Annotated in this window: 22 protein-coding genes; 9 read left to right on the top strand and 13 right to left on the bottom strand. The window is 61.2% G+C overall.

The genetic code is table 11. The annotated features are described in order from the left end of the window. On the top strand, positions 1-325 hold a 325-nt coding region (locus WA145_RS13905), incomplete at its 5' end, for a YkvA family protein (protein WP_422582145.1). An 11-nt stretch (positions 326-336) separates the two neighbouring features. Here WA145_RS13905 and WA145_RS13900 read toward each other — a convergent pair. Further along, on the bottom strand, positions 337-969 hold the full coding sequence (locus tag WA145_RS13900; RefSeq protein ID WP_422582144.1) for a substrate-binding periplasmic protein: 633 nt from the start codon (positions 967-969) through the stop codon (positions 337-339). 225 nt (positions 970-1,194) lie between these two features. Here WA145_RS13900 and WA145_RS13895 point away from each other — a divergent pair, with 225 nt between their 5' ends. Genes WA145_RS13895 through WA145_RS13885 form a run of 3 tightly spaced genes read left to right on the top strand, consistent with a single transcriptional unit; the run spans position 1,195 to position 2,356 of the window. Next, entirely contained in the window at positions 1,195-1,524 is a 330-nt protein-coding gene (locus tag WA145_RS13895) for a helix-turn-helix domain-containing protein (protein WP_422582143.1), read from the top strand. Continuing rightward, positions 1,521-1,886 (top strand): hypothetical protein, encoded by a 366-nt coding sequence (locus tag WA145_RS13890; protein WP_160015055.1) that lies wholly within the window; start codon positions 1,521-1,523, stop codon positions 1,884-1,886. Before WA145_RS13895 ends, WA145_RS13890 begins: the two co-directional genes overlap by 4 nt. Beyond that, a complete protein-coding gene (locus tag WA145_RS13885; RefSeq protein ID WP_422582142.1) occupies positions 1,886-2,356 on the top strand; it encodes a sel1 repeat family protein in 471 nt (156 codons plus the stop codon). The genes WA145_RS13890 and WA145_RS13885 overlap by 1 nt, the downstream gene beginning before the upstream one ends. 22 nt (positions 2,357-2,378) lie before the next feature. Here the strand turns inward: WA145_RS13885 and WA145_RS13880 are convergent, their stop codons facing one another. Both WA145_RS13880 and WA145_RS13875 read right to left on the bottom strand, forming a co-directional pair. Beyond that, positions 2,379-4,139, bottom strand: a complete 1,761-nt coding sequence (locus tag WA145_RS13880; protein WP_422582141.1) for a bifunctional diguanylate cyclase/phosphodiesterase — start codon at positions 4,137-4,139, stop codon at positions 2,379-2,381. 93 nt (positions 4,140-4,232) lie between these two features. Then, positions 4,233-6,314 (bottom strand): carboxy terminal-processing peptidase, encoded by a 2,082-nt coding sequence (locus tag WA145_RS13875; protein WP_422582140.1) that lies wholly within the window; start codon positions 6,312-6,314, stop codon positions 4,233-4,235. A 393-nt stretch (positions 6,315-6,707) separates the two neighbouring features. Here WA145_RS13875 and WA145_RS13870 point away from each other — a divergent pair, with 393 nt between their 5' ends. From WA145_RS13870 to ahpF, 3 genes are all read left to right on the top strand, one after another. Continuing rightward, entirely contained in the window at positions 6,708-7,673 is a 966-nt protein-coding gene (locus WA145_RS13870; protein ID WP_422582139.1) for an NAD(P)H-quinone oxidoreductase, read from the top strand. A 116-nt stretch (positions 7,674-7,789) separates the two neighbouring features. Then, the gene (gene ahpC / locus WA145_RS13865) at positions 7,790-8,353 is read left to right on the top strand and encodes an alkyl hydroperoxide reductase subunit C (RefSeq protein WP_422582138.1); all 564 of its coding nucleotides are present in this window, start codon (positions 7,790-7,792) and stop codon (positions 8,351-8,353) included. A 198-nt stretch (positions 8,354-8,551) separates the two neighbouring features. Continuing rightward, positions 8,552-10,105, top strand: coding sequence for an alkyl hydroperoxide reductase subunit F (gene ahpF / locus WA145_RS13860; protein ID WP_422582137.1), 1,554 nt, complete (start codon positions 8,552-8,554; stop codon positions 10,103-10,105). A gap of 99 nt (positions 10,106-10,204) precedes the next feature. Here ahpF and WA145_RS13855 read toward each other — a convergent pair whose 3' ends face one another. Beyond that, complete coding sequence (locus tag WA145_RS13855; protein WP_422582136.1) at positions 10,205-11,044, bottom strand: bifunctional allantoicase/(S)-ureidoglycine aminohydrolase; 840 nt, start codon at positions 11,042-11,044, stop codon at positions 10,205-10,207. Positions 11,045-11,206: 162 nt separating this feature from the next. On the opposite strand from WA145_RS13855, the gene WA145_RS13850 reads away from it, so the two are divergent. Beyond that, positions 11,207-12,085 carry a LysR substrate-binding domain-containing protein gene (locus WA145_RS13850; protein ID WP_422582135.1) on the top strand — a complete coding sequence of 293 codons (879 nt, stop codon included), beginning with the start codon at positions 11,207-11,209 and terminating at the stop codon, positions 12,083-12,085. Here WA145_RS13850 and WA145_RS13845 read toward each other — a convergent pair. From WA145_RS13845 to WA145_RS13820, 6 genes are read right to left on the bottom strand one after another with little or no spacing between them, the layout of a single operon-like run. After that, positions 12,072-12,725: an HAD family hydrolase gene (locus tag WA145_RS13845; RefSeq protein WP_422582134.1), complete on the bottom strand. Its 654-nt coding sequence runs from the start codon at positions 12,723-12,725 to the stop codon at positions 12,072-12,074. The two genes, WA145_RS13850 and WA145_RS13845, sit on opposite strands and share 14 nt — an antisense overlap. Continuing rightward, positions 12,725-13,714 (bottom strand): ABC transporter ATP-binding protein, encoded by a 990-nt coding sequence (locus tag WA145_RS13840; protein ID WP_422582133.1) that lies wholly within the window; start codon positions 13,712-13,714, stop codon positions 12,725-12,727. The genes WA145_RS13845 and WA145_RS13840 overlap by 1 nt, the downstream gene beginning before the upstream one ends. Further along, positions 13,711-14,505 (bottom strand): ABC transporter permease, encoded by a 795-nt coding sequence (locus WA145_RS13835; RefSeq protein WP_422582132.1) that lies wholly within the window; start codon positions 14,503-14,505, stop codon positions 13,711-13,713. Before WA145_RS13835 ends, WA145_RS13840 begins: the two co-directional genes overlap by 4 nt. Next, the gene (locus WA145_RS13830) at positions 14,492-15,331 is read right to left on the bottom strand and encodes an ABC transporter permease (protein ID WP_422582146.1); all 840 of its coding nucleotides are present in this window, start codon (positions 15,329-15,331) and stop codon (positions 14,492-14,494) included. Before WA145_RS13830 ends, WA145_RS13835 begins: the two co-directional genes overlap by 14 nt. Beyond that, the gene (locus WA145_RS13825; protein WP_422582131.1) at positions 15,331-16,137 is read right to left on the bottom strand and encodes an alkaline phosphatase family protein; all 807 of its coding nucleotides are present in this window, start codon (positions 16,135-16,137) and stop codon (positions 15,331-15,333) included. Before WA145_RS13825 ends, WA145_RS13830 begins: the two co-directional genes overlap by 1 nt. Before the next feature lie 56 nt (positions 16,138-16,193). After that, complete coding sequence (locus tag WA145_RS13820; RefSeq protein WP_422582130.1) at positions 16,194-17,252, bottom strand: ABC transporter substrate-binding protein; 1,059 nt, start codon at positions 17,250-17,252, stop codon at positions 16,194-16,196. 342 nt (positions 17,253-17,594) lie between these two features. Here WA145_RS13820 and WA145_RS13815 point away from each other — a divergent pair, with 342 nt between their 5' ends. Continuing rightward, positions 17,595-18,311, top strand: a complete 717-nt coding sequence (locus WA145_RS13815) for a UTRA domain-containing protein (RefSeq protein WP_422582129.1) — start codon at positions 17,595-17,597, stop codon at positions 18,309-18,311. A 183-nt stretch (positions 18,312-18,494) separates the two neighbouring features. Here WA145_RS13815 and ggpS read toward each other — a convergent pair whose 3' ends face one another. The 3 genes from ggpS to WA145_RS13800 form a co-directional block, all read right to left on the bottom strand. Further along, entirely contained in the window at positions 18,495-20,762 is a 2,268-nt protein-coding gene (gene ggpS / locus WA145_RS13810; RefSeq protein WP_422582128.1) for a glucosylglycerol-phosphate synthase, read from the bottom strand. 96 nt (positions 20,763-20,858) lie between these two features. Continuing rightward, positions 20,859-22,154: an MFS transporter gene (locus WA145_RS13805; protein ID WP_422582127.1), complete on the bottom strand. Its 1,296-nt coding sequence runs from the start codon at positions 22,152-22,154 to the stop codon at positions 20,859-20,861. Positions 22,155-22,240: 86 nt separating this feature from the next. Further along, positions 22,241-22,429, bottom strand: a 189-nt coding sequence (locus WA145_RS13800) for a hypothetical protein (RefSeq protein ID WP_422582126.1), incomplete at its 5' end; no start/stop codon positions are given.

Raw genomic sequence — 22,429 nt, 5'->3', positions numbered from 1 at the left:
GGCCGGCCAGCTGAAACTGCTACAGGCGCGTTGCCTGGCCTGGTGGCGCGGTGAGTATCGGGCAATCGACTCCCGTGCATTATTGGCTGTGGTGGCGGCCTTGCTGTATTTCGTTACGCCGCTGGATGCCATACCAGACTGGTTGTTTGGCATTGGCCTGGTTGATGATCTGGCTGTGCTGGCCTGGGTGCTGCGCACCTGGCAGGAAGAGCTGGCGGCGTTTCAGCAGTGGCGCGCGGCTCAGGCTCCGGAGGTGCTGCGGGTGGTTGAACGGCTGCCAGAGTCGGATGAATCGCTGACGCCGCTGCAGGGGCACGTGGAGTAGTGGGCGAAGATTCAGGTGTCGTTGAGCATCTGCTCGATCAGGCCCTGGTCGCGCAATTGCTGCAGTGCCTGGTCCAGTAACTCGGTGCTGACTGGCAACTGCGGGCTGTAGGTACAGTGCATGTCGTAGCGTTCGATCACCCAGGGGTTTATTTGCAGCGGTGTATCCGCACGCTTGGCCAGTTGGAAGCGCAGTGGTCGGCGCATGTCGATGATCGCGTCCAGGCGTTGTTTGCGCAGCAGGTTAAGCCCGGCGCTGTGATCGCGTAAATCTTGGCGGATGATCTGCTTGCTGGCGAAGGCTTGCATCAGCTCACGGCTGTAGACGTAACCCAGTTGAGTGCCGACGGTCTTGCCGTGGAGTTCCTGCAGGCTATTGATCGGCGCATGCTGGCGGTGCAGTAGCAGTACGTCCTCTTCGCTGTAGAGCGGGACGGACCAGTGATAGCGTTCGGGTTTGTCGATCCATTGCGGATTGCTGTTGCAGATCACATGGATACGTCCGCGCTGCATAAATTCATCAATGCGCTTGTTCGGTGTTTCGACAAATGTTGCTTCGAAGCCCAGTTGCTGGCTGGCCAGCTGGCCCAGCGTGTAGATGAGGCCACCACGCAATTGCTGCTCATGCACATCGACGTAGGGCATGCCGTCAGCCGTGGCAAAACCCCAGCGCAACTCATCTGCGCAGGCCCAACCACTGCAGCCAATTAACAGCATTGCTATCAGTGTGCGCAAAACCTGCCCCCAACTGTAGCTTGATAACCTGGGGGGCAGTATAGATCACGCTCTTTACCGTGCCGGGCTGTTAAGATGGCTGCCTGTCCTGGAGTTGCTGAGAGTGATGGAAGTGCTCTGCATGGAGATTTACAGATGAATGTGCAAGTGATCGAGCGCGATGGCCAACCAGAGTACGCGGTGCTGCCCTGGGCGCAGTATCAGGCCCTGTTGCAGGCCGCCGGGCGCGCACCTGAGGTTGCCGCTGTGGCTGCCGTGGCGGTGGATGCCTGCAAGCCGGCCCTGGGCCAGCTGACGGCCCTGCGCGAGGCCAAGGGCATGAGTGCTGAGCAATTGGCGCGCAATGTCGGCATCAGCCCGCATTACTTGGGCATGATCGAAAGCGGCGAACGTCAGCCGGACGCTGCCATCCAGCGCGCACTGGCCTGGCATCTTGGGGTCGATGGGTGGGAGGCGCAGCCTTGAGCGTAAGCATCAGTCGACAACATTGGCAGGCATTGCTCGGTGAGCTTGAAGATGCCCAGCGTCAACGCCACCTACTGACCTATCGTGCGCTGATCGAGCGCCTGGCCCTACCAAGTCCGGCCATGCAGACCCTGGCCGCCGCGCTGGAGCACCTGGCTGCGCTGGATGCGCGCGCCGAGCGCCCGCTGCGCAGTGCGCTGGTGATCAGTCAGGGCGCCAGTCGCTTGCCGCGTACCGGCTTCTTCGAGTGTGTCAGCCGCTTGGGACGTTTCAGTGGTGCTTCCGATGGCATCGCTGCAGCCTCCTGGCATGCCGCCGAAGTGGCCCGGGTGTTCGAGTTCAGTTACCCGGAAGACGCCTGATGCTCGGCGCGCTGCGTGCGCGTATCGGCTACCTGCTGGCGCGCCGCCTGTTCCACTGGGCCTGGCTGGTTAAACAACCGCGAGCCTGGCGCTGGCTGGAAGGGCAGTTCGCGCGCATGGCCGCGCTGGGTGATACCCAGGCGCAAAGCTTCTACGGACATATCCTGCTGTTTCGCGGCCAGGGCCTCGGTGCGCGCAATGAAGGTCGGCGTTTGCTGGGTTTGGCAGCCAGGGCCGGCGATGCCAAGGCCGCTTACCAACTTGGCGTACTGAGTTTGTCCGGTGATACCCAGCAGGTAGCGGATGCGCCGAAGGCCATTGAGTGGTGGACACTGGCCGCGCAAGCCGGCCACCCAGCAGCTGCCTATCGCCTGGCTGAGTTGTACCGCAGTGGCACTGCAGGTGTTGCCGCCGATGCAGCGCAGGCCGAGCATTTCGCGGCGTTATCCAATCGCCTCAGCGGCCTCTGATTCAACCGTTCAACTCCCGCCATCAGGCTGCGGAGTCCGCCTGGGTGTCGATGATATGCAGGCTGTAACCCGGCACCGCCTTGGCGTGACGCTTGGCCTCTGAGGCCATTGCCGCCAGCTGGCTGGCATCCAGTTGCGCGCATTGCTCGGGATGTACATGCACCACGCCCAATGACAGTGACAGTAAGGCGAATTCCTGGCGTTTGCCGCTGCGGTCATGGGCGACAAAGCAGCCGGCGTGCAGGTCTTCTTCACGGTAGAAACGTCGGCACTGGCTCTGGAAATCCTCCAGCAGACGATTGAGCCGGGCGCGCCAATCCTGCGAACCGAGCACCAAGAGAAAGTCATCGCCGCCGATATGGCCGACAAAATCGCGCGTCGGATCGACCCGATCATTCAGGCACTGCGCCAGGCTGAGCAGCACTTCATCGCCTTTGGCGTAGCCGTAGAGGTCGTTGAACGGCTTAAAGTTGTCGATATCCACATAACACACCACGGCTTCGCGGTTTTGCTGCAGCAAGCGGCTCAGGCACTGCTGGATCGGCACATTGCCGGGCAGCAGGGTCAGCGGGTTGGCGTAACGGGCCTGCTGGATCTTCAGTTCGGTGATCAGCTTGAGCACGTCGATCACCCGGCCAAGCCCGATATAGCAGCCGTCCTCAGTGATGATGAAGTCTTCTTCGATACGCTGGCGGGCACGGCTGGTAAGCAGGCGGCTGACCTGCTGCAGCGACTGGCTGCACTCCACTGCCAGGTAGTCGTCACTCATCAGGCGGCTGATCGGTTTGCGGGCGAACAACTCGTTGGCAAAGGGCTTGAGCAGGGCTTCGGCCAGTGAGTGACGATGCACGATGCCGACGGGTTGCTGGACTTGGTTGAGCACTGCCAGGGAGTTGAGGTTGGCCTGGGCGCGAAACATTTCTAGCACCTCGCTGGTCGGTGTGCTCAGGGCCACTGCGTGTTGTGTATTGAGCAAGCCGCGCAGGTCGCTGGCCTCTTCGCTCAGCGGGCTGCCGGTGGTGGCGTTGGGCAGCAGGTTGCTGGCGTCACGCGGCGGCTGCTCCTGCGGGCGGCAGAGCAGGTAACCCTGGATCAGATCGACACCCATTTCGGCGAGCACCGCCAGCTCCTCGGGCAGTTCGATGCCTTCGGCGATCACCTCGGCGCGGGAGGCTTTGGCCATTTTCAGGATCGAGCCGACGAACTCGCGCTTGACTGCGTCCTGGTGAATGCCGTCGATAAAGTGACGATCAATTTTTACGTAATCCGGGCGCAGTTCGGACCATAGGCGCAGGCTCGAATAGCCCGCGCCGAGGTCATCCAGGGCGATGGAAAAACCCATGGCACGGTAGTGGTGCAGGGCGGTGTCGAGCAGGGCAAAGTCGTCGGTGGGTGATTGCTCGGTCAGCTCGATGACTACCTGGCTCGGCGGTATTCCCAGGGTTTGCAGGAGCTGCAGGGTGCGTCCCGGCTGGTGCTTGGGTGCCATCAGCGAGTCCGGCGAAACGTTGAGGAACAACTTGCCTTCAAGCTTGAGCTGGCTGAAGCGCTGGCAGGCATTCTTGCGGCAGAGCAGTTCCAGCTCACTCAGACGACCCGCGCTGCGCGCCACGGCGAACAGGTTGATCGGCGAGTGCAGGGCGCTGTTAGACGGCCCACGGCTGAGGGCTTCATAACCGAAAATACGCCGTTCGGACAGCGAGAAAATAGGCTGGAACAGGCTGTGCAGGTCGCCATTGGCGAGGATGGTGGCCAACGTGCTGAACTGCTCGGTGACGATCATGGCGGCTCTCTGTGCATAAAAAACGGGGACTGGCATTGCTACCAGTCCCCGCATTTCACGACAGTTTGATGACCCTTTGATGACGCGCGCTGTTTACTGCTTGGCCAGGCGCGTGTTCAGGCCCAGGTAGTCGAGCAGGATGCGCCCGCTTTCGGCGAGGTAGGCATCATCTTCCGGTTTGGTTTTCTCATCTTCCACCGGCAGGGCGTCTTCGTCTTCTTCCTTGAGCTTGTTCAGCAGCGCTTCACCTTTGGCTTTGCGGCGGCTGTTCTCGATGGCCAGTTGCTGGCCTTCGATATCGGTCTGCTGGGCGCGGCGCTTGGTTTCATTGAGGCTGACGGTGTTTTCTTCCATCAGTTTCTGCGCCAGCTGCAAGCGTTCACGGGCGAAGGTGAAGTCCGGGTTCTGCGCGGTGCGGTCTTCGAAACGGCTCTGCAGTTCGGCGAGGAACGGCTTGATCGGATCCAACTCCGGCTTGATCGCCGGTTTGATGCTGTCCCATGGCAGGGCCTCGGGCAGGGCGCTCTCGCCGATTTCCTTGGTATCCATGATGTCTGGGTACTGGATGTCGGGAATCACGCCCTGGTGCTGGGTGCTCTGCCCGGAAACGCGGTAGAACTTGGCCAGGGTCAGCTTCAGCTCGCCATGGTTAAGCGGCTGGATGGTCTGCACGGTGCCTTTGCCGAAGGTCTGGCCGCCGAGAATCAGCGCGCGGTGATAGTCCTGCATGGCACCGGCGAAAATTTCCGAAGCCGAAGCCGACAGGCGATTGACCAATACGGCCAGCGGGCCTTTGTAGTAGATGCCGCTGTTTTCGTCGGCCAGTATATCGACACGACCATCGCTGTTGCGCACCAGCACGGTGGGGCCCTGGTCGATAAACAGGCCGGTCAGCTCGGTGGCTTCCTGCAGCGAGCCGCCGCCGTTGTTGCGCAGGTCGATGACCACGCCGTCGACTTTTTCTTTTTCCAGTTCGGTGAGCAGGCGCTTGACGTCACGGGTGGTGCTTTTGTAGTTCGGATCGCCGGCACGGAAAGCCTTGAAATCCAGGTAGAAGGCCGGAATCTCGATGACCCCGAGCTTGTAGTCACGGTTATCGTGCTTGAGGTTGAGAATGGATTTCTTCGCGGCCTGTTCTTCCAGCTTGACCGCCTCACGGGTGATGGCAACCACTTTGCTGGTTTGATCGTTGGGCGCATTGCTGGCCGGGATCACTTCCAGGCGCACTTGCGAGCCTTTTGGGCCGCGGATCAGCTTGACCACTTCATCCAGGCGCCAGCCGATCACGTCGACCATTTCCTTGCTGCCTTGGGCCACGCCGATGATTTTGTCGGCAGGGGCGATCTGCTTGCTCTTTTCTGCCGGGCCGGCCGGCACCAGGCGCACGACCTTGACGTGTTCGTTGTCGCTCTGCAGCACGGCACCGATACCTTCCAGCGACAAACTCATATTGATGTCGAAGTTTTCCGCGTTGTCCGGCGACAGGTAGGTGGTGTGCGGGTCGTAGGACATGGCAAAGGCGTTGATATAGGCCTGGAACACGTCTTCGCCGCGGGTCTGCTTGAGGCGCGCGAGCTGGTTGTTGTAGCGCTTGGTCAGCAGCTCCTGGATCGCTTTGGGTTCCTTGCCGGCGATTTTCAGGCGCAGCACTTCGTCTTTGACGCGCTTGCGCCAGAGGTCGTCGAGTTCGGCAATGTCCTTGGCCCAAGGGGCGTTCTCGCGGTCGATCAGCAGGCTTTCATCGCTGTCGAGATCAATTTTGTCGACGCCTTTTTCGAGCATCTTCAGGGTGAACTGCAGGCGGCTCTGCAAGCGCTCCAGGTGACGCGTGTAGATGGCAAAACCGGGTTGCAGGTCGCCATTTTTCAGCAGGTCGTCAAAGCGCGTGCGCCATTGATCGAACTCGGCGATATCGGCGGCAATAAAGTAGCTGCGCGAAGGGTCGAGCATCTTCAGGTAGCCCTGATAGATCTTCTCCGAGCGCTCGTCATTCAGCGGTGGCTTGTTGTAGTGATGGCGCTTCAACAATTCCACGACGTTGAGGCTGGCGATGACCTGCTCGCGGTCAGGCTGCAGGTATTCCCAAAAGTCGTCACTGGTGGTTTTCGCCGCGAGCGGCACAGCGCTCAGGGCAAAGGAAAAGGCGAGGGTGACGCTGAGTAGGGATCGTTTCATGCTAATTCGACGTGTGGGCAATTGATAACGCATATTAGGGTCTGTTCCCGTTTCGTTCGCGGCCGCGCCGGAGCCTGTTTTAGCGCGAGGCAAGGCACGAGACACGAAGTTTGGTTGTTCCAAATGAGTGTCGAGAAACGCAGTATCGCGCTAAAACAGGCCCGTCCCTACGGGTTGCGTGAAAAATTTCGCCATGCGGTGTTGGAGGACTTGGCAAGGGGCGACCATTACCTGCGTCCTTCGCCTAGCCTGGCGAAATTTTTCGCAGCAACGCGCTCGCGACGAAACGGGAACAGACCTTAGGCCATCTTTGAGGGCGCCAGGTTCCATCGGCGCAATGCAAAAGCCCGGCGGTCAGCGCCGGGCTCGGTTTAAATGCACTATGGAGGCAGCGTGAAGGCATTGCAAGGCGTTGAGGGCCGTGTGGAATGGGCGCAGTACCCAGCTCCGGCCTGTGATGTAGGGGAAATTCGCATCCGTGTAGCGGCAGCCGGCTTGAATCGGGCCGACTTGTTGCAACGTGCCGGGCTTTATCCGCCCCCGCCAGGCGCCAGTGAGGTACTCGGGCTGGAGTGTGCCGGTATCGTCAGTGAGGTGGGAGCCGGTTGCGACTGGAAAGTCGGCGACCGGGTGTGCGCGCTGTTGAGCGGTGGCGGCATGGCCGAGGAGGTGGTGGTCGATGCGCGTCACGCCCTGCCGGTCCCGGATGGCATGACGCTGGCCGAAGCGGCGGCGTTGCCCGAGGTGTACGCTACGGCCTGGCTGAATCTGTTCCAGCTGGCGGCATTGAAGCCTGGGCAGAAGGTGCTGCTGCATGCCGGCGCCAGTGGCGTGGGTTCGGCGGCCATTCAATTATGCAAAGCCTTTGGTAGCCCGTGCTGGGTCAGTGTCGGCTCTGCTGAACGCTTGGCTTATTGCGAGAGTCTGGGGGCCCAAGGCGGCGTACTGCGCGGTGAAGAGCAGTTGCAGGCGCTGCGTGATTTCGCCCCGTTTGATGTGATTCTCGACCCGGTGGGCGGCAGCTACGCCGCGCTTAATCTGGATTTGCTGGCTGTGGATGGCCGTTGGGTGAACATCGGTTTACTCGGCGGGCGCATGGCCGAATTGGATCTGGCGGCGGTATTGAGTAAGCGCATTGCGCTGATCGGCTCGACCCTGCGCAATCGCGATGAGCAGTTCAAGGCCGATCTGTTGCGCGATCTGCAGCAGTTTGTTTGGTCGCTATTTGCCGAAGGGCGCCTTAAGCCGCAACTTCAGCAGGCTTATGCCCTCAAAGATGCCGAGGCCGCCTTTGCTGCGTTGGCCAGCAATCAGGTCAACGGTAAGTTGGTGCTGGTCATAGACCCAGCCTTGGAATAAAGCCGAGAGCCGATTGGCTTAATCAATCGGAATCATGGCGGCAATCAATAAGCTTTTTTTGCATAAGGCGCTAAGATGCGCCCTGTAAATTTCTAACCCTCAACAAGGAACCAGAGATGAATCTCATCAACACCCAAGTTCAACCGTTCACCGCCAATGCTTTCCACAACGGCGAGTTCATCCAGGTTACCGAGCAGAGCCTGAAGGGTAAGTGGTCCGTGCTGATCTTTATGCCTGCCGCCTTCACCTTCAACTGCCCGACCGAGATCGAAGACGCCGCCAACAACTACGCTGCGTTCCGCGATGCCGGCACCGAAGTCTACATCGTCACCACCGATACCCACTTCTCGCACAAGGTCTGGCACGAAACTTCGCCTGCCGTTGGCAAGGCTCAGTTCCCGCTGATTGGTGATCCGACTCATCAGCTGACCAACGCGTTCGGCGTGCACATCCCGGAAGAAGGCCTGGCCCTGCGCGGTACCTTCGTGATCAACCCGGAAGGCGTGATCAAGACCGTGGAAATCCATTCCAACGAAATCGCTCGCGACGTCTCCGAGACCCTGCGCAAGCTGAAAGCCGCTCAGTACACCGCTGCTAACCCGGGCCAGGTTTGCCCGGCCAAGTGGAAAGAAGGCGAAGCGACTCTGGCTCCTTCCCTGGATCTGGTTGGCAAGATCTAAAAATGGTTTCAGAGCTGTTGCGCTGTTAGGGCCGCCAGCCGGCCCTTCTAGTGCCCGATGCCCGGGCGCGATCCGCCCGGGCATTTTATTGCCTGCCATTTGATGGCAGCACCCTGTAGGCCGTCGCTACGCGACGTTAAAAATTGTTCCTGACAATTTTTTATTGCCCCGAATTTTTGTCATTGAGGACTATCCGCCATGTTGGACGCTAACCTACAAACCCAGTTGAAGGCCTATCTGGATAAGGTCACCCTGCCGTTCGAGATCGTCGCGTCCCTCGATGACAGCGCGAAATCCCAGGAGCTGCTGAGCCTGCTCCAAACCATCGTCGGCTTGACCGACAAGATCAGCCTGAAGACCGATGGCAGCGACGCCCGCCGTCCATCGTTCTCGCTCAACCGTCCGGGTGCGGACATTGGCGTGACTTTCGCCGGCATTCCCATGGGCCACGAGTTCACCTCGCTGGTGCTGGCGCTGCTGCAGGTGGGCGGTCATCCGTCCAAGCTGGATGCCGAGACCATCGAGCAGATCAAGAGCATCAAAGGCACGTTCGAATTTGAGACTTACTATTCGCTGTCCTGCCAGAACTGCCCGGACGTGGTTCAGGCGCTGAACCTGATGGCGGTGCTCAACCCGAATATCCGCAACGTGTCGATTGACGGCGCACTGTTCCAGGAAGAAGTCGAGCGTCGCCAGGTGATGGCCGTGCCGAGTATTTACCTGAACGGCGAAGTATTTGCCTCCGGCCGTATGGACGTGAAGGAAATCCTCGCCAAGATCGACACCGGCGCAGCCAACCGTGATGCCGAAAAAATGAGCGCTAAGCCGGCGTTCGACGTGCTGGTGATCGGTGGTGGCCCGGCCGGTGCTGCTGCGGCCATCTACGCGGCGCGCAAGGGTATTCGTACCGCGCTGGCCGCCGAGCGTTTCGGCGGTCAGGTGCTCGATACCATGTCCATCGAGAACTTTATTTCGGTCAAGGAAACCGAAGGGCCGAAGCTGGTACGCGCCCTGGAAGAGCACGTGCGTGAGTACGAAGTCGATGTCATGAACCTGCAACGTGCCAGCGCCCTGGTGCCGGCGAGCAGCGAAGGCGGCTTGCATGAGGTGAAGTTCGACAACGGCGCGAGCCTCAAGGCCAAGACCCTGATCCTCTCCACCGGTGCGCGCTGGCGCGAGATGGGGGTGCCCGGTGAGCAGGAGTACAAGGCCAAGGGCGTGTGCTTCTGCCCGCACTGCGATGGCCCGTTGTTCAAGGGTAAGCGCGTGGCGGTGATCGGCGGCGGTAATTCCGGCGTCGAGGCAGCGATTGACCTCGCCGGTATCGTCGCCCACGTGACCCTGCTGGAGTTCGCCGACACCCTGCGTGCCGATGCCGTGCTGCAGAAGAAGCTCTACAGCCTGGCGAACGTCAGCGTGATCAAGAGTGCACAGACCACCGAAGTCAAAGGCGATGGTCAGAAGGTCAACGCGCTGGTCTATAAGGACCGCACCACCGAGGAGCTGCACAGCGTTGAGCTGGAAGGCATCTTCGTGCAGATCGGCCTGCTGCCTAACACGGACTGGCTGAAGGGCAGCGTAGAACTGTCGCGTTTCGGTGAGATCATCGTCGACGCCAAGGGCGCCACCAATATCCCCGGCGTATTTGCCGCCGGTGACGTCACCACCGTGCCGTACAAGCAGATCGTGATTGCCGTGGGCGAGGGCGCCAAGGCTTCCCTGAGCGCCTTCGATCACCTGATCCGCAGCTGACAAACCGCCTGGGCCCCCGGTTGTTGCCGTGCCTGCCTTAGGCTTATCGAAAAAGGGCCACCCTGTCAGGGTGGCCCTTTTTTGTACAGATTTCAGCGCTTAGCGCGGCTGGCCGGTCAGGGTCAGCGGCATATGGCGGTTTACGTCCTTGTACAGCAGGTAGCGGAAGCGACCAGGGCCGCCGGAGTAGCAGGCCTGCGGGCAGAAGGCACGCAGCCACATGAAATCGCCGGCCTCAACTTCGACCCAATCCTGGTTCAAGCGATACACCGCCTTGCCTTCCAGCACGTACAGGCCGTGCTCCATCACGTGGGTTTCGGCGAAGGGAATCACGGTGCCCGGCTCGAAGTTGACGATGTTGACGTGCATGTCATGACGCATGTCGCTCATGTCAACGAAGCGGGTGGTTGTCCAGCGGCCATCGGTGCCTGGCATCACCAGTGGCTCAACGTCTTGCTCGTTGGTCACGAAGGCTTCTGGATAGGGTACGCCCTCCACGGCCTGGTAGGACTTGCGCAGCCAATGGAAACGCACGGCTTCATTGCTGTTGTTACGCAGTGACCAGTCGCTGCGCGGCGGGATAAAGGCATAACCACCCGGGCGCATCACATGCTGGGTGCCGTTGAGCGTCAGGCTGAATTCGCCTTCGACAACGAAGAGCACGCCTTCGGCCTGCGGGTCCAGCTCGGGCTTATTGCTGCCGCCATTGGGACCGACTTCAACGATGTATTGCGAGAAGGTTTCAGCGAAACCCGTCAGCGGACGGGCGATAACCCACATGCGCATGTTGTCCCAGAACGGCAGATGGCTGGTGACGATGTCACGCATCACGCCTTTGGGGATCACGGCATAGGCTTCGGTGAACATGGCGCGATCGGTCAGCAGCTGATTCTGATCCGGGTGGCCACCATGTGGGGCGTAGTAAGTTGTTTGGCTCATCGAGACAGGCCTCAGTGAAGTGTCGGCAGTAGGCCGACGGGAACGCGAAATAAGTGAGCCGTGGCTTGGTATCCCGGCGTGGCTTCACTATAGGAACTTGCGCGTGGATTCTGAAATTAAATAGTAGAATCCTGGTCAGTGGCTTTGTGAATGGGTGTGATCATGCTTGATCCAGTGTTGTTACGCGCGTTTCTGACGGTGGTGCAGACGGGCGGGTTTACTCGGGCAGCCGCGAGCTTGCACTTGACCCAGTCGACCGTCAGCCAGCAAGTACGTCGGCTAGAAGAGCAGGTAGGTGCGCAGTTGCTTGAGCGAGGTGGCCGCTACGTAGTGACTACCGCTGAGGGTGACCGCATGCTCGGTTATGCCAACCGTATCGTTTCGTTGATCGATGAGGCGGAGCTGGCCATGGGCCGCAATCAGCAGGCGGGCGAGGTGCGGCTGGGGGTACCGGACGACTTCGCCGCCGATAGCCTGACCGCCTGTCTGGCAGACTTTGCCGATGAGCATCCGGGTATTCGCCTGGAAATCATCAATGGGCTCAGCCATGACGTGTGGAGCGCCTTTAATGCCGGCGAGCTCGACCTGGCCTTGATCAAGCAGCGTATTGGTAGCGTCAAGGGGTTGGCCAGTTGGCCGGAGCCGCTGGCCTGGATGGACAGTCGCGCACGGCCAGTGCTGGCGCGTAATCCGGCGCCGCTGGCGGTGTTTCCATCTAACGGCTTGTACCGCCTGGAAATGACCCACGCGCTGGACGCCATGGGTAAACCCTGGCGTATTGCCTATGTCAGCAGCAACCTGTCTGGGGTCAGTGCCGCGGCTGCAGGTGGGCTAGGGTTGACGTTACTGCCGCGCCGGCTGCTTAGCGCAGCACACCGCGAGTTGGGTGTCGCCGAAGGCTTTGCTCCGGTAGCCGATGTGGAAGTGGCGCTGCATGCCCGGCAGCAGCTCCCGGCCCATGCTCGCGAGCTTGCGCTGGCGTTAACGGGCGCTTGCGAGCGAATCATGCAGCTAACTGAGGCCTCAGTTAGCGCCAGTTGAGGATCGGCCAGCCGGCCTGCTGCGCGTGCGCAAGCAGAGTCGGGTCGGGGTTGACCACATAGGGCTTGTCGACCACCTGCAGCAGCGGCAGATCGTTGCGCGAGTCGGAGTAGAAGTAGGCGCCGTCGAGAACTTCGCCATGCTCTTGCAGCCAAGCACGCAGGCGCGTGACCTTGCCTTCGCGGTAGGTCAGTACGCCCTGGGTGCGGCCGCTGTAGTGGCCATGTTGAACTTCCAGGTCAATGGCCAGTACTTCCTCGATCTTCAAGCGGGCGGCGATGGCGCTGACCAGAAAGTGCGCCGAGGCGGAAATCACCAGCACCCGGTCGCTGGCGGCGCGGTGGTTGGCCAGGCAGCGGGTGGCGTCGCTGTAGAAGATCGGCTCGATCACATCTTCGACAAAGGGCTCGACCACATGGGCGACTTCTTCCGGCGTGCGGCCCACCAGCGGCGACAGGGTGAAGGCCATATAGTCTTCCATGGCCAGGCTGCCGGCGACGTATTGGCGCATCAGCTCTTGTTCGCGGGCGATAAAGCTCTCGCCATCGGCCCAGCCGAGCTTGACCATTTCCTGGCTCCACAGGCTGGCGCAATCGCCGCCGATCAGGGTTTCGTCCAGGTCGAAAATTGCCAGGGCCATCAGGCCACCTCACAGATTGCGTTGTCTTCGATGTTCAGGTTGATGCGTTGCCCGCTGGCGTGCAGGTCCGCCGGGGAGCGGTTGAGCACGTCCACCAGCAGTTCGACGCCGCGCGCCTCGACGCGGTAACGGATCACGTTGCCGAGCAGGCGATGGCTGCGGATCTGCCCTTCGATGTTGCCCTGGGCGCCAATCTGGATGGCCTCCGGGCGGATCGCCACGCGGCTGCTGACCGGGCGCAGCAGCAGGCGGCTGGCGGCATCGGCGTCGAGCAGGTTGTAGTTGCCGATAAAACCGGCGGCAAAAGCATCGGCCGGGGCGGTGTAGAGGGTTTCCGCGTCGCCGCTCTGCACGATCTTGCCGGCGTTCATCAGAAAGATACGGTCGCTCATGACCAGCGCTTCTTCCTGATCATGGGTGACGAAGAGGGTGGTCAGACCCAGTTCCTGCTGGATGCTACGAATCTGCTCGCGCAGGTGCTTGCGAATCCGCGCATCCAGCGCCGACAACGGCTCGTCGAGCAGCAGCAGGCGCGGACGGGTGACCAGCGAACGGGCCAGGGCCACGCGTTGGCACTGACCGCCAGAGAGTTGCTGCGGGTAGCGGCCGGCGAAGTCATTCAGCTCGACCAGCTCCAGCACTTCCTTGACCCGCTGTTCGGCTTCGCTGCCTTTGACCTTCTGCATGCGCAGGCCGAAGGCGACGTTCTGCTGCACGGTCATATTGGGGAACAGCGCGTAGCTCTGGAACACCATGCCGATGCCGCGTTTTTGCGGGGCCACGGGCACCAGATCCTCGCCGTCGAGCAGAATCTTCCCGGCATTGACCCCGGTTAGGCCGGCGATGCAGCGCAGCAGGGTGGATTTGCCGCAGCCGGAGGGGCCGAGCAGGGTGATGAATTCGCCCTTGGCGATCTCGCAGTTGATATCGCTGAAGATCGCGGTATCGCCGTAGCGCTTGTGCAGGCTTTGAATACTCAGATAACTCATGACTGGTCCTTATTCAGGCGATTGGCCGCCCAGGTCATCAGCAGCACGAACATAAAGTAGGAAATCACCAGGGCGCTGGTGAAGTGGCCGCTGTCGTTGCGCATGTTGTAGAGGTACACCTGCAGGGTCTCGTAACGGCTGCCGACCAGCAGGTTGGCGAAGACGAACTCACCGAACAGGAAACTGAAGGAGAGAAACACCGAGACCATCAGGCCCTTGCGCAGGTTGGGCAGCACCACCATAAAGGCCGCGCGCCAGGTGCTGGCGCCGAGCAGGTGGGCGGCGTCCATCAGATCGCGCAGGTTGATCGCCTGCAGGTTGTTGCTGATCGCCCGGTACATAAAGGGCAGGGCGATGGTGAAGAAGCAGCCAATCAGAATCCATGGCGTACCGAGGATCGGCAGCGGGCCGCCGGCGAACAGCTGCATCAAGCCGACCGAGGACACCACCGGCGGAATGGCGAACGGCAGCAGGATCAGCACGTTCATCAGCGCATCGAGCTTGGGGAAGTGATAACTGACCACAAACAGCAGCGGCAGAATCAGCACCAGCGACAGCGCCAAAGCGGCCAGGCAGACCAGCAGTGAGCGGCCAAACGCAGCCAGGAAGCGTGCATCGCTCCACAGCGCCAGGTACCACTTGAAGGTCAGCCCACTGGGCAGCACGCTGGCCGACCAACTGGTGGAAAACGAGTAGAGCAGGGTGCCGAGCAGCGGCAGCAAGAGGATCAGCAGCAGGCTGTAGACCACCAGCTGGTGGAACAGCGGTGAGCGTTTTTCAGCGTGGGACATGGTAGCTCCGGCGCAGCAGCCATTGGTGGACGATGGTGATCAGGGTCATCAGGCCAACCAGAATCATCGCCAGGGCACTGGCCATATTCGGGTCGAGGAAGATGTCGCCGGAAACCATGGCGGCAATCCGAATCGGCAGGATATTGAAGTTGCCGGTGGTCAGCGCATACACCGTGGCGTAGGCGCCGAGGGCGTTGGCCAGCAGAATCACGAAGGTGCCGAGCAGCGCCGGGGTCAGCACCGGCAGGCCGATATGCCGCCAGAACTGCCAGTTGCTCGCACCCAATAATTCAGCCGATTCGCGCCAGTCTTCACGCAGGGCGTCAAAGGCCGGGTACAGCAGCAGCACGCCGAGGGGAATCTGGAAGTAGCTGTAGAGCACGATCAGCCCGGTTTTCGAATAGAGGTTGAAATCCTCGATGATTCCCGCCTGCTTGAGCAGGATGGTCAGTGCGCCGTTGAACCCCAGCAGGATGATAAAGGCGAAGGCCAGCGGCACCCCGGAGAAGTTGCTGGTCATGTTGGAAAACGCCATGACGAAGTCGCGCAACCGGCTGTCGACCTGACGCAGCGAGTAGCTGCCGAGGATGGCGATGCTGATGCCGATCAGGCTCGACCAGAACGCCACTTCCAGGCTGTGGCGCATGGCCTGGCGGTAGAACGGCGAGGCGAAGGCTTGCTGGAAGTTACCCAGGCCCCAGCCTTCAGTGGTGTGCAGGCTGTTGCTGGCCACCCAGAGCAGCGGGGCAATCTGAAAGGCGATAAAGAACAGGGCAAAAGGCAGCAGGCAGAGCAGCGCCAGCCATTTGCCGCGCAGGGCAGGTATCACGATAAAAGCTCCCGGCAGACAGGTTTGTCGTGGGCCACGCCGAGCAGTTCACAGACCGTGCCGCACAACTCCAGCTGTTTTGGCTGGGCGTTGGGGTTGAGGCTGAAGGCGCTGCCGAGTACCAGCAGCGGCACTTCGCGCTCTTCCGGCAGCAGGCCGTTGTGGCTGCGGTCGTTGTTCATGCCGTGGTCGGCGGTCAGCAGAATCTGGTAGCCGGCGTCGAGCCAGGGCTGGATATATTCGGCCAGCAGTACATCGGCCATGCGCGCGCTGTTGCGGTACTGCGCGCTGTCGAGGCCGTGCTTGTGGCCGGCGTCGTCGATATTCATCGGGTGCACCAGCAGCAGGTTGGGCGCATGGCGCAGGCGCAGGCTTTCTGCGTCGGCGAACAGGTGCGAATCCGGGTAGTGGTCGGCGTAGTAGAAGTGGCCGTACTGAATCGGCAGCTTGGCGTCTGCCGTGTGCCGGTCGCGCGCCGCCTGGAATGGCGAGCGGTTATACAGCTCGCTGACCCAGTGATAGGCCGCCGCTGCGGTAATCAGCCCGGCGTCGCGGGCGTAGTGGAACATGCTGCGCTGGGTCGACAGGCGCACTACATCGTTATTAACGATACCGCTGTCGATGGGCGCAACACCGGTCAGAATCGCTTCATAGAGCGGGCGTGACAGGGCCGGGAGTTCACAGTCGAGCTTGTACAGCGCGGCGCGTCCAGCCTGGCAGTAAGCCTGCAGATGCCCCAGCGCATGCTGAGCCACCTGATAGCTCAAGCCATCCAGCACCACGAGGATGACGTTGTGCGACATGATTGAAAGCCTTAGCAAGCGAATCGGCCCCGGAGTGTATCCGGGGCCAGATTGCATTAGTTCATATTGATGATGACGTGTTCCTGCCACAGACGCGGCAGGGCTTTGGACGTGGCTTCCCAGGCAGCAGCATCCTTGATCGGCTGAACCTTGGCGTATTGCTCCTGCGGCAGCAGCTTGGCTTGTACTTCGGCTGGCAGGGTCAGGTGCTCGGCGCGGATCGGCCGGGCGTTGCCTTTGGCCAGGTTGATCTGGCCAGCGTCGCTGAGAATGTACTCACGCGCCAGTTTGGCCGCATTGGGGTTTTTCGCCCACTTGTTGATGATGGTGCTGTAGCCGGAAATCACCGAGCCATCGGAAGGAATCAGCACTTCGAAGCGGCTTGGGTCGATCTGATCGCGGTAGCTCAGGCCGTTGAAGTCCCATACCACGCCGACTTCCACTTCACCTTTTTCCAGGGTCTGGATGGTTGGGTTGGCCAGCGACAGGCGGCCTTGCTTGGCCAGCTCACCGTAGAACTCCAGCGCCGGTTGCACGTTGCTTTCGTTGCCGCCCATGGCGATAGCGGCAGCCAGTACGCCGTTTACGGCTTGTGCAGCGGTGCTGACATCGCCGGCGGAGACTTTGTAGGTGCCGGTCTTCAGGTCAGCCCAGGAGCGCGGGATGTCTTTGACCAGTTGCTTGTTGACGATAAAGGCAATGGAGCCGGTGTAGGCGAGCATCCAGTGGCCATCGGTGTCCTTGGCCCAGGCGGGAATCTGTTCCCAGGTGCTCGGCTTGTAGGCTTGGGTAACACCCTGCTGCACGGCGATGGGGCCAAAGGCCGCACCGACGTCGCCGATATCGGCGGTGGCGTTGTCTTTCTCGGCGGCGAACTTGGCAATTTCCTGGGCCGAGCTCATGTCGGTGTCCATATGCTTCAGGCCATACAGCTTGTTCAGGTCGGCCCAGGTGTCCTTCCAGTTGGCCCAGCTGTCCGGCATGCCCACACTGTTCACCGCGCCTTCGGCGCGCGCGGCCTTTTCCAGTGCTTGCAAATCCGTTTCAGCGGCCATGGCCGAGGTGGCCAGGGCGATGGCTGAGCCCATCAGTGAAGCCAGCAGCAGTTGTTTCATTGGAAACTCCTTTGCGATTGAAGTGCGTGCAGTGAAAAGTTCTGGTCTAGATCAGCAAGACCCAAGCCAATTTAGGCGTGTTAAATGACAGTTTTATGTAGGCTGCTCATTTACCGGTTCCAGCCGGGTTGCACAAACTGGCGCATCACTAGCGTAGACCATGAGCAAATTCAGTCATGTATGCCCCGCAGGCCAAGTTTTATCGGCTTTTGCTGCTGCTGAAAGAAAGTTGTCATGGCACGGTCATCAAGACTGCTTAAACTTGAAACAGTATTTTTGCCTCGGTACACACTGATTGACGCCCCTAAATGGGGCTGGACTAGGCCAAATTTGGAGGTCTTGATGCGCGATGAAGCGCCGCGGGCGGTCACAGCTATATGCCGGGCATTGCAAGAACAGATCGAACACGGCCTGTTGCCGTCGGGAAGTCAGTTGCCGGCCGAGCGCAAGCTCAGCGAGGTATTCGATACCACGCGCATCACCCTGCGTGAGGCACTGGGTCAGTTGGAGGCCCAGGGGCTGATCTACCGCGAGGAGCGCCGTGGCTGGTTTGTTTCGCCGCCGCGGGTGGCCTACAACCCGCTGGTGCGCAGCCACTTTCACGCCATGGTCGGCGAACAGGGCCGGGTACCCGCCACCGAAGTGTTGAGTGCGAAACTGATTCCGGCCAGTGCCGAGATCTGCCAGCTACTGGCTTTGCCGGCACTCTCCAGCGTGTACCAGATTCGCCGCGCACGGCGGATTGACGGGCGCCTGGTGCTGTATGTCGAGCACTACCTCAACCCGAATTATTTCGCCGGCATTCTGGATTTCGACCTGACCCGTTCGCTGACCGAACTGTATGCCAGCGAATACGCCATTCATTACGGCCGGGTGCGTTTCGATATGGTGCCCACGGCCTTGCACAGCGAAGCGGCGTCGGCATTGAAAGTGGCGGTGGGCAGCCCGGCGCTGCGTATCGTGCGGATCAACCGCGACCAGCATGGTCGGCTGATTGATTGCGACCTGGAGTTCTGGCGCCACGACGCCCTGCATGTAAGCGTCGAGGTGCCGGAGTAGCGCGGGATTTCAGCTGCTGTTGGTAGGATGGCGTCGAGCGAAGCGCTACCCATCAAGGCATCAGTAGGTATGCCAGCGATGCCGGGTTACCTCGTCTCAAGATCAACCAGGCGGCCAGTCCGGCCAACGCCAGTGCTACAAGGGGCGCCTGCCCGCTGGTCAAGGCAGCTGCCCCTTAGCGAGCTAGCCGACCAGCCCGAGTGCGCGGTCCAGTTGATCCTGCGGGTCGCTGACGGCGGCGAGGAATTCATCACCCCAGCGGCGGATATCGTTGTAGCTGACGATATCGAACAGCTCACGCAGGCGCGCCTGGGCTTCGACCTTGGGCATGTTCAGCGCGATATAGCAGGTTTGCGCCATATCCATCGGGTCGTGCGGGTTGGTCAGCAGCGCGCCCTTGAGTTCGGCGGCGGCGCCGGCAAACTCCGATAGCACCAGCACACCACGGCCATCCAGCAAGCCTTGAGCGGCGACAAACTCCTTGGCCACCAGGTTGAGGCCGTCGCGCAGTGGGGTAATCCACATCACGTCGGCCATGGCGTACCAGGCGCTGACTTCCTCGAACGGCAGGCTGCGGAAGAAGAACTGCAGCGGCGTCCAGCCTATACGCGCAAAGCGGCCATTGATGCGACCCACGGCTTGTTCGATCTGCCCTTGCAGCTCGTCATAGATGGTCATTTCCTTGGCCGCCGGCACGCAGACGGTGACCAGGGTGACCTTGCCCAGCAGCTCGGGGTTTTCTTCCAGCAGGCGCTCGTAGGCGTTGAGCTTTTCCAGAATGCCCTTGGTGTAGTCGAGGCGCTCCACCGAGAGGATCAGTTTGACCCCGGAAAGCTCAGCGCGCAGACGCTCCATCATTTCCCTGATCTTCGGTGCGACCAGGGCGCTGCGTACCCGCTCGATATCCAGGCCCACCGGGTGGGCGCCGAGCTTGACCACGCGGTTGCCGGTGTCCACTGCGGTGGTCATGCGCTCCAGGCCCACGGCGCAGCCGTAGGTGATAAAGCGCGGCGCGCAGTTCTGTCGGCTGATGGTTTGCAGGGGCATCACGCCGCGCGCCGCATCGACGAAATTTTCCACCTGGCGCGGGATATGAAAACCGATGTAGTCGCACTGCAGCAGGCTGCCGATGATCTGCCGGCGCCAGGGCAGCACGTTGAATACGTCCGCCGAAGGGAAGTAGGTGTGGTGGAAGAAGGCGATGCGCAGGTCCGGACGCAGCTCGCGCAGGTAGCCGGGGACCATCCACAGGTTGTAATCGTGCAGCCACACCGTGGCGCCTTCGGCGGCTTCCAGCGCAGTGCGTTCGGCAAAGGCGCGGTTGACCTTGAGAAATACCTGCCAGTCGTCCTCACGGAACTGCGCACGCTCCCAGAAGGTGTGCAGGGTCGGCCAGAAGGCTTCCTTGGAGAAGCGCTTGTAGAAGATGTCGACCTCTTCCTTGCTCAGCGCGACCCGCGCGGCGGTGAGTTTTGGGTAGCGTTCGGCGTCCACCGTGGTGTGGCTGTCGAAGGTTTCGCCGCTGGCCGCGTCATGCTCGGCCCAGGCCACCCAGGAGCCGGCGCGGCCGTCGCCGAAGAAGCTCAGCAGGGTGGGAATAATGCCGTTGGGTGAGGTCGGGCGGCGGCGTTGCAGCTTGCCATCGACGCCACGAAATTCTTCATAGGGCAGGCGGTGATAGACCATCACCAGATCGGCCTTGCCCGGTTCGGCGACCTGCTTGCCTTCGGCGGCGATGCCCTGCTTACCGAGAAAGCCAAAGTGCACAAAGGCTTCAAGAATACCGCCGCAGCCGGCGCGCTCGGCATGCAATACCCGTGAATACTGGCGGGTGGCCTGCAGCAGGCCGTCTTCGGATTCGCCCACGCACACGCCCTTGAACTGGCCGCTAAGCATGGACAGGTCATTCAGCGTATCGCCGGCAGTCAGCACCTGGTCGTTGTCCAGCTCCAGCCAGTCGATCAGCGCTTGCAGGCTGCTGCCCTTGTTGACGCCCTTGGGCAGGAAATCCAGGTAGCGCTCGGCCGAATAGAGCAGGTCGCAGCCGAGGCTTGCGGCGATTTCCACAAGCTGCGGGTTGGCCGCCTGCTCGGGGCTGCAGAAGTAGGAGCAGCGGCGCACTTGCGGCACGTCCTGACGCTCCAGGGCAAAGCGTTCGATAGCGCTGGCCACCTGGCTGTCGCCGGGCCAGAGGGCGTCCACCGCGCTTTGCAGCGGCTGGATCGGCTGCAAGGTATCGCCATGTACCAGGCTGGCGCCGACGTCGGAGATGATGAAGTCCGGTTGCGGCAGGGTCGGGTCAGCCAATAGCGGAAGCACCGCTTCCAGGCTGCGGCCGGTGACGTAGGCCAGGCGGATTTCCGGGTGGGCGGCGATGGTCTGATAGAGGCTTAAGCGATCCTTGGGATCGCCGCCGAGAAAGGTTCCATCGAGATCGGTGGCAAGTAACATGCGCTGTCTTCCTGTCCAGTTAAGTGGGTGCAGTGACGCGCCGACAAAAGCCGACGAGCTGTGGGCGCTTACGCCATATGGCGTGCGCCTCTTGGTTTACCCAGGCGTCTGCGGCGCCGGGTTGGGCGAGCCCTCGTTTGAGTGAGTAGGGTCAGTTGAATCTGGGGCGTCTGTTGGCGGTGCGTCGGGCATCAGCTCGAGCACCGTGTGGCTGGTACGCAGCATGGGCATAAAGTGCCCGGCGGGTGCGCTGACCAGGTCGCTGACATGGCGCAGGCGATACAGCGTGTAGGCGGCAAGCAGGCCGAGGGTGGCGGCGAAGTACAGCGGCAGCGCCTGGGCACCGAGGTGCTGCATCAGCACCCCCGCCAGCAGCGGGCCGCACACCGAACCGATGCCATTGACCATCAACAGGCTGCTGGAGCCGGCGAGAATTTCATCGCTGTGCAGCTGGTCAATTAGCTGCGCCACGGCAATCGGGTAGATGGCAAAGGCCAGGCCGCCCCAGAGAAACATCAGCCCGAGCAGCAAACGCCCAGCCGGCAGCAGGCTTATCAGCACGGCCACCAGCACGGCCAGCGCCACCACCCAGAACAACACCAGGCGGCGGTCGTGTTTGTCCGAGTAGATGCCAATCGGCCATTGCAACAGTGCGCCGCCGAGAATCGTGCTGCTCATCAGCAAACCCACGCCGGTGGCATCGAAGCCGCTCAGGGCCGCATACACCGGCGCCATGCCCCAGAACGCGCCGAGGGCCAGGCCGGAGAGGCCGGCGGCAGCAATCGCCAGCGGAGCGATGCCGGCGATCTGCCGCAGGTTGGTGTGCAGGGTGTCCGGCACGCTGGGCTGCACCTGGCGGGTCAGGGTGATGGGCATCAAGGCCGCGCTGATCAGCATGGCTGCCAGCACGAACAGCACGAAGTCGCTTGGCGAGGCCAGGTTAAGCAGTTGCTGCGCGGCGGCCAGGGCGCCGAGGTTGACCGCCATATACACGGCAAACACTTGGCCGCGTTTGTCGTTGGGCACCTGCGCGTTGAGCCAGCTCTCGATCACCATATACAGACTGACCAGCGCCAGACCGTAGAGCACGCGCAGGCTCAGCCAGACCCAGGGATCGACGATCAGTACATGCAGCAGGGCGGTGATGGCGGCCAGCGCGGCGCAAAAGGCAAACGCACGGATATGCCCAACGCGGCGGACCAGCGGAATCGCCAGCCAGGTGCCAAGGAGAAAACCGACAAAGTACCCGGACATAATCAGGCCGAGCATCGAGGTGGAGTAGCCTTCGGCGACGCCACGCAGGGTCAGTAGGGTGTTGAGCAGACCATTGCCGAGGAGGAGTAACGCAACCCCACCGAGCAACGAGCTGATAGGGGCAATCAGGGACCACATGGCGAACTACCCTAGGCAACTATGCCGCTGAGTGCAAGCATTAAGGGTGCCAGTGCTTAGCCAGGTAACGAGTTAAGCTATTGTTATTAAAAGACTATTTTTATAGATAAACGGTCTTTGGATTTTTTCAGGGTTGGCCTGCGCGCGTGGCGAGGGCGTTGCGCAGCCACGTTGCACCAATACCGATCGCGGCCAAGGGCTGGAGCCTGCGTCGTGAGGCGTTGTCCGAAATGTAGGAGCCAGCGTGCTGGCGATCCGCTCGGCTTGATCGCCAG

The sequence above is a fragment of the Pseudomonas sp. genome (assembly GCF_049301935.1).
Lineage (GTDB): Bacteria > Pseudomonadota > Gammaproteobacteria > Pseudomonadales > Pseudomonadaceae > Aquipseudomonas.
The sequence above is the reverse complement of the archived record's forward strand: the minus strand, read 5'-3'. Positions and strand labels throughout refer to the sequence as shown.